Origin of the sequence: Frigoribacterium sp. Leaf186 (assembly GCF_001423905.1) — a bacterium.
Classification (GTDB): domain Bacteria; phylum Actinomycetota; class Actinomycetes; order Actinomycetales; family Microbacteriaceae; genus Frigoribacterium.
In genome coordinates, this window is record NZ_LMPQ01000010.1 from 808,408 (window position 1) to 820,757 (window position 12,350).

11 protein-coding genes, 1 tRNA gene and 1 pseudogene are annotated in these 12,350 nt (G+C 72.5%); 7 read left to right on the plus strand and 6 right to left on the minus strand.

Annotated features, from left to right (window positions below; translation table 11 throughout):
* Positions 1–341 precede the first annotated feature (341 nt).
* The 6 genes from ASG05_RS10570 to ASG05_RS10595 all read left to right on the plus strand — a co-directional run bounded on the left by ASG05_RS10570 (position 342) and on the right by ASG05_RS10595 (position 5,052).
* Positions 342–412 (plus strand) — tRNA-Gly (locus tag ASG05_RS10570).
* 312 nt (positions 413–724) lie between these two features.
* Positions 725–2,020, plus strand: a complete 1,296-nt coding sequence (locus ASG05_RS10575; RefSeq protein WP_056260393.1) for an ABC transporter substrate-binding protein — start codon at positions 725–727, stop codon at positions 2,018–2,020.
* A 41-nt stretch (positions 2,021–2,061) separates the two neighbouring features.
* The gene (locus ASG05_RS10580; RefSeq protein WP_235491462.1) at positions 2,062–2,976 is read left to right on the plus strand and encodes a carbohydrate ABC transporter permease; all 915 of its coding nucleotides are present in this window, start codon (positions 2,062–2,064) and stop codon (positions 2,974–2,976) included.
* Between the two features lie 10 nt (positions 2,977–2,986).
* Complete coding sequence (locus tag ASG05_RS10585) at positions 2,987–3,895, plus strand: carbohydrate ABC transporter permease (RefSeq protein WP_235491463.1); 909 nt, start codon at positions 2,987–2,989, stop codon at positions 3,893–3,895.
* A gap of 221 nt (positions 3,896–4,116) precedes the next feature.
* Positions 4,117–4,572 (plus strand): SRPBCC family protein, encoded by a 456-nt coding sequence (locus tag ASG05_RS10590; protein ID WP_056260395.1) that lies wholly within the window; start codon positions 4,117–4,119, stop codon positions 4,570–4,572.
* A 195-nt stretch (positions 4,573–4,767) separates the two neighbouring features.
* The gene (locus tag ASG05_RS10595; protein WP_056260397.1) at positions 4,768–5,052 is read left to right on the plus strand and encodes a hypothetical protein; all 285 of its coding nucleotides are present in this window, start codon (positions 4,768–4,770) and stop codon (positions 5,050–5,052) included.
* A gap of 161 nt (positions 5,053–5,213) precedes the next feature.
* On the opposite strand, the gene ASG05_RS10600 is transcribed toward ASG05_RS10595, so the two are convergent.
* The 6 genes and pseudogenes from ASG05_RS10600 to bla all read right to left on the minus strand — a co-directional run bounded on the left by ASG05_RS10600 (position 5,214) and on the right by bla (position 10,952).
* Positions 5,214–5,531 (minus strand): hypothetical protein, encoded by a 318-nt coding sequence (locus ASG05_RS10600; protein ID WP_056260399.1) that lies wholly within the window; start codon positions 5,529–5,531, stop codon positions 5,214–5,216.
* 113 nt (positions 5,532–5,644) lie between these two features.
* Positions 5,645–6,725: pseudogene (locus tag ASG05_RS10605) on the minus strand (ABC transporter ATP-binding protein); the annotation flags it as partial.
* Entirely contained in the window at positions 6,722–7,603 is an 882-nt protein-coding gene (locus ASG05_RS10610) for an ABC transporter permease subunit (protein WP_082486634.1), read from the minus strand. The gene ASG05_RS10610 and the pseudogene ASG05_RS10605, both read right to left, overlap by 4 nt.
* Entirely contained in the window at positions 7,600–8,574 is a 975-nt protein-coding gene (locus ASG05_RS10615) for an ABC transporter permease subunit (protein ID WP_157490180.1), read from the minus strand. Before ASG05_RS10615 ends, ASG05_RS10610 begins: the two co-directional genes overlap by 4 nt.
* Positions 8,574–9,710 (minus strand): ABC transporter substrate-binding protein, encoded by a 1,137-nt coding sequence (locus tag ASG05_RS10620; protein ID WP_056260403.1) that lies wholly within the window; start codon positions 9,708–9,710, stop codon positions 8,574–8,576. The genes ASG05_RS10615 and ASG05_RS10620 overlap by 1 nt, the downstream gene beginning before the upstream one ends.
* A 282-nt stretch (positions 9,711–9,992) precedes the next feature.
* Complete coding sequence (bla, locus tag ASG05_RS10625; protein ID WP_056260405.1) at positions 9,993–10,952, minus strand: class A beta-lactamase; 960 nt, start codon at positions 10,950–10,952, stop codon at positions 9,993–9,995.
* A gap of 394 nt (positions 10,953–11,346) precedes the next feature.
* On the opposite strand from bla, the gene ASG05_RS10630 reads away from it, so the two are divergent.
* The gene (locus tag ASG05_RS10630) at positions 11,347–12,342 is read left to right on the plus strand and encodes an ABC transporter ATP-binding protein (protein WP_162240651.1); all 996 of its coding nucleotides are present in this window, start codon (positions 11,347–11,349) and stop codon (positions 12,340–12,342) included.
* Positions 12,343–12,350: the final 8 nt, after the last annotated feature.

The window sequence follows — 12,350 nt, forward strand, 5'->3', positions numbered from 1 at the left end:
CGCCGTGGCCGACCTCGAGACCCGCATCACGCTCGACATCGCCGTCGACGAGAGCGGCTCCGGGCCGCTCGTGGCCCGTGCGGTCGCCCAGGCGCTGCTCGACCGCGTGAGCGGGGAGCCCGTGCCGCCGGCATCCGTCGACCTGCGCATCGTCTCGGTCGCGACTGGAGCTTGAGCGCGCCTCCTGGGGGCTCCCGAGGTGTCGCACCGCCGAGTGGACATCGCACCGCCGAATGCGGCGGTGCCGAGTCCACCCGGCGGTGCGACACCGCGAGGCGGGCTGGAAGGGGCACGGGAGGCGCGGGCCGCTATAGTGGTCTGACGCGCCCTCGAGGCGCTGCGCGAGTGTAGTTCAATGGTAGAACTTCAGCTTCCCAAGCTGATAGCGCGGGTTCGATTCCCGTCACTCGCTCTCTTCTCCCCCCTCCGGCCGGGCCGCACGCACCCGGCGACGTCGTGTCGATGCGGGGCCTGCCGATCCCGCCACGGAGTGCACACGCCGCCACGAGATGACGTGGCGGCGTGTTCACCCCGTGGCGCGATGGCGAGACGGCCAGCACCGCGGCGGCGGTCCACCGCGGCCACGGCCCCACGAGGCGGAATCCGGGCGGCGCATCGCGCCGCAGAAGAGTTGAGTGTCACTCCAGGTCGCGTACCCCGATGCATGCTCGAGTGGGGTACAAGGCTGATCCGGCACCCTCGTCACCCCGAAAGAGAACACGCCATGACCCTCACCCGACGCACCTTCCTCGCCGCGAGCGGCGCCGTCTCGTTGACCGCCGTCCTCGCGAGCTGCGCCGGCTTCAGCAAGCCGGCCACCAGCTCGGCCGAAGGCACCCTGACCTTCACCACCTGGGGCACCGACGCCGAGCTCAAGGGCTTCCGCGACCAGATCTCGCGCTTCGAGAAGGCGAACGCCGGTGCGACCATCGACCTCAACGCCGTCCCGTACGAGCAGATGTTCACCAACATCGACGCCCAGCTGCAGGCGGGCAACCCGCCCGACGTCTTCCGCGTGCCGTACTACACGTTCGGCAGCTACGCCGGGCGCGGGCAGCTGCTCGACCTCAGCGACCAGCTGCCCGGCGACTTCGGCGACCGCTTCACGCGCGGCGCCTGGGCCGCGGTGCAGAACGAGGGCAAGCCGTTCGGGGTGCCCCACCACACCGACACCACGGCGATCCTCTACAACAAGACGATGCTCGAGGCCGCGGGCATCACCGACGTGCCGACCAGCGTCGAGGACGCCTGGACGTGGGACCAGTTCGACGAGGTCGCCGCCACCCTGCGGGCGAACCTGCCCGCCGACCAGTACCCGTTCGCCTACAACTGGCAGGGCAACGGCGTCACGCGCTGGTTGACCTGGCTGTTCGAGGCCGACGGGCGCTTCCTCGACGAGAACCTCACCGACCCGGCCATCGACTCCGACGCCGGTCGCAAGGCCGTCGACTTCACCCGCTCGTTCTTCGAGAAGCAGTACGTCCCGCAGAACGACTCGATCAAGTCGGCCACCTACGCGCAGGACTCCTGGTACTCGCAGACCACCGCGATGGTGTTCTCGGGCGCCTTCTCGATCCCCGACGCGACCGACACGCTCGACTTCGAGTGGGGCGCCACCTTCGCGCCCCGGGACGAGCGGTCTGCCAGCGACTTCGGCGGCAACGCCCTCGTCGTCACGAAGGACGCCGCGGACCCCGCCCTCGCCGCGGCCTTCCTCGACTTCGTCACGCAAGAGGACGCCATGCGCGCCTTCTGCGAGGGCGCCTCGCTGCTGCCCACGCGTCAGGACCTCATCGACGGCGGCATCGAGTTCGACGTCCGCCCCGAGCTCTCGCCGGTGTTCATCGGCCAGGCCGGCACGGTGCAGGCGAGCGACTCGAGCCAGGTCGCCTCGCCCGACATGGCGGCGATCATCACCGTGCTGCAGGACGAGCTCGAGCAGGCCTTCGTCGGCGGTCAGAGCACCGACGACACCCTGTCGCGCATCTCGGACGGCATCGCCGCCGCCACGGGGGCCTGACGGTGACGACCGCGACGCGGCCGCGGACCCGAGGAGGCGCGGTGCCCGTGACCGAGGCCCGCCCGCCCCGTCCGCGGCGCCGGTCGCGCTCGCGGGGCGAGGCCGCGGTGGCGTGGATGCTGCTCACCCCCAACCTGTTCATGCTCACCCTGTTCGTGCTGATCCCGCTGGTCTGGGCCGTGGTGGTCAGCCTGCAGCGCACGGACGGCTTCGGCGGCGGCACGTTCACCGGGCTCGACAACTACCAGCGCCTCGTCTCGGACCCGGTGTTCTGGCGGTCCGCGGCCAACACGGTGCTGTTCACGCTGATCGTCACGCCGCTGTCGATGGCGCTCGGGCTCGGGGCCGCCGTGCTGCTGAACTCGGTGCTGCCGGCGCGCGGGCTGTTCCGGTCGATCCTCATCCTGCCGATGGCGATCTCGGGCGTCGCGACCGCGCTGATGGGCGTGCTGCTGTTCGACGAGAACAGCGGGCTGATCGACAAGCTCGTCCGGGCGGTCGGCCTGCCGGGCGTGCCGTGGCAGTCGGGCGGCACCGCCGCCTTCGTCTCGATCGTGTTGATCACCCTGTGGTGGCGCGTCGGCTTCAACATGTTGATCTACCTGGCCGGCCTGCAGTCGGTCGACGCCGGCGTCTACGAGGCCGGACGCCTCGACGGCGCGGGCGGCTGGCAGCGCTTCCGGTACCTGACCGTTCCGCTGGTCGGGCCGTCGTCGTTCTTCCTGTTGATCCTCAACGTCATCTACTCGTTCCAGGTGTTCGACCTGGTCTTCGTGATGACCGGCGGCGGCCCCGGCAACGCCACGTCGGTCATCGTGACCTACGCCTACGACCAGGGCTTCGTCACGCGCGACCAGGGCTACGCCGCCGCCATCGGCGTCGTGCTGCTGCTCGTCATGCTCGCGTTCACCGTCGTCCGCTGGTACACCGGGCGCTCGCGCGACCTGGTCGATTGAGAGGGACCCCGTGACCACCGCCACCGCCACCATCGCCCCCGACGCCCCCGGGCCGGCCGACCGGGCCCCCGTGCGCACCTCGCGACCGGGCGGGCGTGCCGTCCGCGAGCGGCGCCTCCTCGTCCTGAGGCTCGGCGCCGCGATCGTCGTGTCGCTCGTCGTGCTGTTCCCCCTGTACTGGATGGTCGTCGTCGCGTTCTCGACGCGCGCCGACCTGCTCGGCGGCGCCCTGCGCATTTGGCCGAGCACGTTCACCACGGCCAACTTCGAGCGCGTCTTCGAGGCGTTCCCGGTCGTGACCTGGTTCGGCAACTCGACGGCCATCGCGATCGTCGTGGCGCTGATCACGGTGACGATCAACGTCCTGGGCGGGTACGCGTTCGCCCGGCTGAAGTTCCGCGGGTCGAACGCCGTCTTCCTCGTCGCGCTCGCCACGCTGATGATCCCGGTGCAGGTGATCATGGTGCCGCTGTTCACCCTCGTGACGCGGCTCGACCTCTACGGCACCTACTGGGCGGTCATCCTGCCGACCGCGGCGTCCGCGTTCGGGTTGTTCCTCGCGCGGCAGTTCATCCTGGGCATCCCGACCGAGCTGATCGAGGCGGCCCGCATCGACGGCGCCAGCCACCTGCGGGTGCTGCGCAGCATCGTGCTGCCCCTGTCGAAGCCGCTGATCGCCGTGCTGTTCTTCATGAGCCTGCTGTCGACCTGGAACGACTTCTCGTGGCCGCTCATCGCCCTGAAGCAGAACGAGCTCTTCACGCTGCCGATCGGCCTGCTCTACCTGCAGGGGCAGTTCGGCTCGGACTACGGCGGCACCATGGCGTTCGCCCTCGTCAACGTCGCCCCGATGGTCGTGCTGTTCCTGGTGTTCCAGCGGTACTTCGTGCAGGGCTTCGCACGCAGCGGCATCCGCTGAGCCGGGGGGCGGTTGCGGATGCGGGGGGCGGATGCGGATGCGGGTGCGGTCGCGGGCACGCGAGTAGGGTGTGCGCCCCGGTCGGCGGGCGTCACCCGTCACCTGACCGTTGCCTCCGCACGTGGGCGGAGGCGACCCGCGCCTCCTACCGTTCACGACAGGTCAGGCACCGATCCGGTGCCGACCGAGAGATCACGAACACCGTCAGCAAGGAGTGCACCATGGCACAGGCCATCGAGACCATCGACGTGAACGTCCCCGTCAGCGTCGCCTACAACCAGTGGACCCAGTTCGAGGAGTTCCCGAAGTTCCTCGACGAGGTCGAGTCGATCACCCAGACCACCCCCACCCTCACGGTGTGGAAGGTCAAGGTCGGACCGGTCGAGAAGACCTTCGAGGCCGAGATCACCGAGCAGCACCCCGACGAGCGCGTCGCCTGGAACAGCACCGGCGGCGAGGTCGACCACGCGGGCGTCATCACGTTCCACAAGCTGAGCGACGACGAGACCCGCCTCACGGTGCAGATCGACTGGACGCCCGAGGGCTTCCTCGAGAAGCTCGGCGGCAGCCTCGGCGCCGACAACCACGCCATCAAGAAGGACCTCAAGAACTTCAAGGAGTTCATCGAGCGCGAGGGCAACGTCGACGGCGGCTGGCGCGGAGACGTCCAGGCCTGAGACCCTGGCCCACTCACCGAGGCCCACGGCGGCTCCTGATCCCAGGAGCCCGCCGTGGGCCTCGGTCGTCTCGACGGCGCGTCGGGGTACGTGCAGCACGCGAGACCTCCGGCGTCAACCCCGCCCGTTGTCAGGTCGCGTGTCTACCGTGCACCGCGTCGGACCGCGCAGGGGCGGGCCGCGAGGGAGGCGACCATGCTGATCGACGGTGGGAGCGGCCGGTCGGGCACGGCCTGGCCCGGGCACGGCCCGGTCGCGAGTGCGCTCGACCTGAGGCTCGACGTCGTCGGTCGGGGCCGTTGGCGCGTCGTCGACGTCCGACGCTCCGAACGCGGTGCCCTGGTCGTCGTCGGTTCGGTCGCCCGGACGGAGGCGGGCTACGAACTCACCCTCGCCGCCGCACCCGAACGCCGCTGGTGGTGCACCGACCTCTCGGGCGCCCTCGACACCGTCGTCCGCGCCTCCTGGAACCGCCGCTAGTCGCCGTCGGTCCTACCCGGCCCGGTATCGAGTGGTCCCGAATCGTCGTTCGGGTGCGCGTGGAGGACGATTCGCGACCACTCGACCGGTCGACCGCGGGACCGCTCGACCGCGGGACTCGAGGAGGCGCGGGTCAGGACGCCCGGCGCATCAGATGGGCGTCAGGCGAGCTTCCACTCGGCGCGGTACTCGTCGCAGGTGAGCCGGTCGAGGTCCGCCTCGATGTCGACCTTCGACTCGTCGGCGCCGGTGAGGCCCTGAGGAGCCAGCCGGTGGATCTCGCGACCGGTCGAACGCTCGCGCACCACGACGTCGAAGCCCGGCCACTCGCCGTCGAACGAGCCGAAGAAGAACGCGGCGAGGACCGAGAGGAGCCACCGTCCGGCGACGAGCGGTTTCGGTCGCCGTGTGGTGACGATCTCGGCCTGCCACACCGAGGAGGCGCGGGGCACGTCGTCGGGGTCGGTCACCGAGGGCATCCCCCGAGGTTAGCGGCGGGCTCGGGCGTGCCGCCTCCGTCGCCCGACTGACCGGACGGCACCGTCGAGTGGACGAGACACCGGCGCACGCCGCGGTGTCTCGTCCACTCGNNAGGCGCGGGTCGTCACCGCGACGCGGGCGGGCGTGAACGAGAGGCGCACCGGCGACCCCGGCTCGCGTCGCTCGTCGGCCCGGTGGTCGACCACGAGCAGCGTCTCGGGGTCGACGCGGACGCGGGTGCGGCAGACGGCCCCCAAGAACGACACCGACTCGACGACCCCGGCGAGCCCGCCCTGCTCGACGAACGACACGTCCTCGGGGCGGACGTAGGCCCAGACCGGCCCCTCGGCGGGCGTTCCGACGACCGGCACCTCGGGGCAGCCGGCCAGTCGCACGAGCGTGCCGACGACCTCGCCCGACACCCGGTTGCTCGTGCCGACGAACTCGGCGACGAAGGCGGTCGCGGGGGCCGAGTAGAGCTCTTCGGGCGTGCCGACCTGCTCGATCGAGCCGGCCCGCATGACGGCGACGCGGTCGGCGACGGCGAGGGCCTCCTCCTGGTCGTGGGTGACGAAGAGGGTCGTGATCGACAGCTCGCGCTGGATGCGCCGGATCTCGTCGCGCAGCTGCACCCGCACCTTGGCGTCGAGGGCGCTGAGCGGCTCGTCGAGCAGCAGCACGCGGGGGCGCGTGACGAGCGCCCGGGCCAGGGCGACGCGCTGCTGCTGGCCACCCGAGAGCTGGTGCGCGTAGCGCTCGCCGAGGTCGCCGAGCCCGACCAGGTCGAGCATCTCGCCCGCCCGCGTGGCCCGGGCCGCCTTGTCGACGCGACGCATGCGCAGCCCGAACTCGACGTTCTGCCGCACGGTCAGGTGCGGGAAGAGCGAGTACGCCTGGAACACCATGCCCACGTCGCGGCGGTGCGTCGGAACGCCGACCACGTCGTGCCCGTCGATCGTGATGCGTCCGGTCGTGACGTCCTCGAGCCCGGCGAGGCTGCGCAACGCGGTCGTCTTGCCGCAGCCCGACGGGCCCAGCACGGCGACGAGCTCGCCGGGCTGCAGCTCGAGGTCGAGCCCGGTCAGTGCCCGGTGGCCGGCGAACTGCTTCGTCACGTCGCGGAAGGTCACGGTCGCACCCGTCACGGCGCCGGTCGGGCTCGCGACGGAGGGGCGGGGGAGCGTGGCGGTCACGAGAGGGCCTTTCGAGAGGGGATCGGGCGGGCGGCGCCGAGGGCCCCGACGCGGCCGATCACGAGCAGCAGCACGAACGCGAAGCCCAGGGCGAGCAACGCGAAGATCACGGCGGCGTAGGGGTCGGAGCGCGAGACCTGGACCAGGGCGGTCTGCAGGTTGACGCGGTTGAGCAGCGAGGCGATGGTGAACTCGCCGAGCACGACGGCCACGGTGATGAAGGCCGCTGCGAGCAGGCCGCGGCGCAGGCTCGGCACGACGACGAAGGCCATCGTCCGCAGCCAGCCCGAGCCGAGCGTGCGGGCGGCCTCGGTGAGCGTGCGCAGGTCGGTCGCCGCGAGGTCGGACTGCACCGCGCGGTACGCGTAGGGCAGCACCGTCACGCCGTAGGCGAGCGCGAGCGTCCAGGCGCCCGACCCGGCGACCCGCGAGACGACCGAGTAGACCGGCGCGAGACCGACCACGAGCACGATCGCCGGCACCGTGATCGGCACGAGGCAGACGAACTCGAGCGGGCGCACGAGACGCGGGTGGCGCAGGTGCACGAGCACCATGGCCGGCACCAGCAGCACGAGCACGAGCAGCGCCGAGACGACGGCGAGCAGCAGCGAGTTCGTGACTCCCTCGACGAGGTTGCGGTACATCCGCTCGTTCTCGGGGTCGACGATCGCCCGCCAGTGGTTCAGGTCGTGGCCCGTGCCGTCGGCGCTGCGCAGCGAGAACGCGACCATCGCCGCGATCGGCACCGCGAAGAGGGCTCCCACGATGACCAGGGCGGTGCGGCGCGCGACCGTGCCCGCGCCTCCTGCGCTCGTGAACCTCGACGCGCGTGTCGACCTCGACGCGCTCGTGGCCCGAGGCGCCCGAGGGGCGCTCATCGCTGCCACCGCTCGGTGCGGCGCTGCAGCAGCGAGTAGCCGGTCATCAGCACGGCCATCACGACGACCATGCCGAGGGCGAGGGCCCCGGCGACGTTCTCCCGGCCGAGCACGGTCTCGCTGATCAGCGCGGCGCGGATCTGCAGCGGCACGATCTGGGCCCCCTGGCTGATCAGGGCGGCGGCGGTCGCGTACGACGAGAAGGCGTTGGCGAACAGCAGCAGCAGGCTGCCGACGAACGCGGGGGCGAGCACCGGGACGACCACGCGGACGAGGTGCTGCCACCGGGTGCCGCCGAGGGTGGCGACGGCCTCGCTCCACTGCGGGCGCAGGCCGCTGACGGCGGGCATGAACGTGATCACCATGAGCGGCACCTGGAAGTACAGGTACGGCAGCAGCAGGCCGGGCACCTGGTAGAACCAGACGCCGTCCGCGTAGAGGTCGACGCCGGCGACGTCGACCAGCAGCCGGGTCACGACGCCCTGGATGCCGATGGTCGCGATGAACGCGAACGCGAGCATCACCCCGCCGAACTGCGCGAGGACGCTCGAGGCGGCGTCGATCGCGCTGCGGACGGCTCCGTCGGGTCGGAGCGACGTGAGCCCCCAGCAGACGACGGCACCGACCACGGCACCGGCCAGCGCGGTGACGGCCGAGACCGCCGCCGAGCTGGCGAACGCCCGCACGATGAGGGGGTCGCCGAGGGCGACCAGGTTGTCGAGGGTGGGGGCGCCGTCGCCGTCGACGAAGCCCGTGCCGAGCGCGAGCAGGCACGGCACGATCAAGAAGGCGAGCACCCAGACGGCGAACGGGGTCAGCCCCCACCACGCCGCCGGACGGCGCCGACCCCGCGAGGGGCCGACGCCGTCGGGGGACGAGGAGGCGCGGTCCGGCAGGTCGCCGCGGTCGCCTCCGTGTGCCGACCGCGCGTCGGCGGTCGTGTCCGCCGCACGGGTCGACGTCGTCACCATCAGCCGATCGCCGTGGCCCAGGTGTCGGCCAGCACCTTCGAGGCGGCCTCGGTCTGCTCGGCCGTGAACTGCACGGTGTCGGCAGGCTGCTCGCCGACGGACTCGAGGGCGTCCTGGTCGACGGTGCCGGCCTCGGTCATCGCCGCGAGGCGCACGGGGTAGGCGCCGGCCGCGAGGTAGAGGTTCTGCGCGTCGTCACCCATGACGTACTCCTGCCAGAGGCGGGCCGCGGCGGGGTGCGGTGCGTCGACGTTGATCGCCTGGTTGTAGTAGCTGCCGAGGGCGGTGCCGGGCAGCACGGCGGTCTTCCAGTCGCGTCCGCCGGCGTCGGCCGCGGCGGCGAGGTTGTTGTAGCTCCAGTCGAAGACGACCGGCGTCTCGCCCGAGGCGATCGTCGCCGGGGTCGGGTCGGTGGGCAGGAAGTTGCCCGCGTCGGCGAGCTGCGAGAAGTAGTCGACGCCCGTGCTGACGTCGTCGGCGCTGCCGCCCTCCTGCAACGCGGCCCACTCGACGGCCGCCGCGGCGGCGCCGGCCTGGGTCGGGTCGCCGTTGATCGCGACCTTCCCCTTGTAGTCGCTGCCGAGCAGGTCGTCGAGGCTCTCGGGGGCGGGCACCGCGTCGGCGTCGTAGCCGACCGACATCAGGCCGGTGTAGTCGTAGACCCACTTGCCGTCGGCGTCCTTGTGGTCGTCGGCGATGTCGTCCCAGGTCGACACCTTGTAGGGCGCGAACTGGTCGAGGTTGGCGAGCGTCACGGCCGAGCCGAGGTCGAACACGTCGGGGGCGGTGTCCTGCCCCTTCAGGTTCTGGGCCGCCGTGATCTCTTCGGCGCTCGAGACGTCGGGGCTGTCGGAGTTGACCGTGATGTCGTACTCCTTCTCGAAGCCGTCGATGATCTCGCCGTAGTTGGCCCAGGTGTCGGGCAGGGCGATCACGTTGAGCTCGCCCTCGGCCTGCGCGGCCGCGACGAGGGCGTCCATGCCGCCGAAGTCCTCGGCGCTGGTGGCGGTCGCGGCGTCGGTGCCGTTCGCCGCGCCTCCTGTGCCGTCGGCGTCGGCGCTCGCCGAGCAGCCGGTCAGGGCGAGGGCGGCGATGCCGAGGGTGGCGGCCGAGACGAGCAGGCGCTTGTCGATCATGCGGTGGGGGTCCTTCGGGTGCGGGGCCGGGGTTCGCCGGGAGCGGCGACGGGGGACCGGACGGCCCGGTGGGCACGCTAAGGAGGCGCGACGACGTCCCGGGGGAGGTCGCGTGAACGCGGGGCGAACAGGTGGTGGCGGGGTGTGCCGGGGTGATGGGCGGTCGGGGCGCCGTGCGGGTGCGGCGCAGGGCAGGGCGCCGTCGAGTGGACACGACACCGCGGAACGAATCGGCGTGGTGTCCACTCGACGGTGCGTCGGCCGGGAGAGGTGCGGCGCGCGTCAGCGGGCGGCGGCCGCGGCGGCGAGGGCGATGCGGGCTGCCTCGGCGACGAGGGCGTCGTCGTAGGTCGCGGCGGGGTCGTTGCGCGTGGTGAGCACCGAGATCACCACGGGGTCGCCCGCGGGGGGCGTCACGATCGCGACGTCGTTGCGGATGCCGCCCGCGCCTCCGGACTTGTCGGCGACCTGCCAGCCGTCGGGGGCACCCGCGCGGATCAGGGTGTCTCCGGTCGCGTTGCCCGACATCCAGTCGCGCACGGTCGCGCGGTCGTCGGCGGCGAGCCAGTCACCGTCCGTGATGCGGGCGAGGGTCGCCGTGAAGGCCGCGGGCGTGGTCGTGTCGGCCGTGCTGCCCGGGGTCGGCGTGTTGAGCTCGGGCTCGGTGTGCACGACGTCGGTCACGTCGTCACCCTGCGCGGCGAGGGCGGCGTCGAGCCCGGCCGGGCCGCCGAGCTCGGCGAGCACGAGGTTCAGCGCCGTGTTGTCGCTCTGCCGCACGGCGGCCTCGGCCAGCTGTCGCAACGGGAGCCCGTCGGCGACGTGCTGGCTCGTGAGCGGCGAGTAGCCGGCGGCGTCGACGTCGGCCTGGGTCCAGGTGACGACGCGGTCGAGGTCGGCGTCGTCGGTGGCGTCGAGCAGGGCCGCCGCGGCGAACGCCTTGAGGCTCGACGCGTAGCCGAAGCGCTCGTCGGCGCGGTGGTCAAGGGTGGCACCCGAGCCGGTGTCGAGCACGCTCAGGCCGACGCGGGCGTCGTACCGGGACTCGAGGTCGACCAGCGCGGCCTCGACCTCGGGGGTGGCGAGGTCGGGTGCGGCGATCGGGCTGGGCAGGGGGACCGGGGTGTCGCTCGCGCTCGGGGTGACGGTCGGGGTCGCCGAACCGGGTGACGCGCAGGCGGCCAGGCCGAGGCCCAGGGTGGCGGCGATGGCGAGGGAGGTCGACAGGGCTCGGCGTGACATGCGGCTCGTTTCGTCGTCGGGCGGAGGAGCGGTCACCACGATAGGCGAGCCGGTCGAGCCGGAGCTCGGGGCGAGCGGTGGCGGGCGGGGGCGAGGGGCGAGCGGGAGGCGGAGGCGGCGGTTGCGGGCACCCCGTCGAGCGGCGGCGAGCGATTTGCCTAGGCAGAGGGTCTGCGCCGGTTCGTGGGGTGGCTTCGGTGGGAGGTGGCGGGCACCCCGTCGAGCGGCACCGAGCGATTTGCCTAGGCAGGGGTTTGGCGCCGAACGGCGGGGTGGCGACGGCGGGGTGGCGTCGGCAGGAGGGCGTCGGCAGGAGGGACGCGGAGGCGCGGGCCGGCTCGACGTCGAGAGGTCGGGTTGCGGCCCCGGGGTGAGGTTAGGCTAACCTAAGCGCGTGACCACCGACCTGCCCCTCGCGGCCACCGCCCCCGCCTCGGCCGCCCTGCTCGCCGACGACGTCTCGGTCGCCTACGACGGCGTCGACGTGGTCCACGGCGCCCGCGTCGAGCTGCGCCCCGGCTGCGTCACGGCCCTCGTCGGCCCGAACGGCAGCGGCAAGTCGACCCTGCTTCGCGCCCTGGCCCGTCTGCAGAAGCCGCGCTCGGGGTCGCTGACCCTCGCCGCGCCTCCTGCGGGAGTCGAGTGGTCCGAGAACGTCGTCCGCCCGCACGGGAAGGACGATTCGAGACCACTCGACCGGCCGAGCGGGGGCGAGGGCGCGAGCACAAGCGCGGGCGCGAGCGGGGGCAAGGGCGAGGGCCCGGGCGAGACCGTCGACGGGTTCGACCTGTCGCTGCGCGAGTTCGCCCGGCGGGTCGCGTTGCTGACGCAGGGGCGCCCGACCCCGGGCGGGCTGAGCGTGCGCGACGTCGTCGAGTTCGGCCGCTACCCGCACCGCGGCCGCTGGGGACGCTCCGACCCCGACGGCCCCGCCGCCGTCGACCGGGCGCTCGAGCTGACCGGGGTGGCCGACCTCGCGGGCCGCGGCGTCGACCAGCTCTCGGGCGGCCAGCTGCAGCGCGTCTGGCTGGCCAGCTGCCTCGCACAAGACACCGGGGTGCTGCTGCTCGACGAGCCCACGACCTACCTCGACCTCCGCTACCAGGTCGAGCTGCTCGACCTCGTGCGCGACCTCGCCGACTCGGGCCGCATCGCGGTCGGCGTCGTGTTGCACGACCTCGACCAGGCGGCCGCGCTCGCCGACCGCATCGTCGTGCTGAGCGAGGGCCGCATCGTCGCCGAGGGCGACCCCGAGGACGTGCTGATGCCGCGCCTCCTGACCGACGTCTGGGGCATCCGCATCGACGTCGACACCGACCCCACCACCGGCCACCTGCGCACCCGCGCGATCGGCCGACACCACACCCGGGCCGAGACGCCCGTCCGATGAGAGAGACA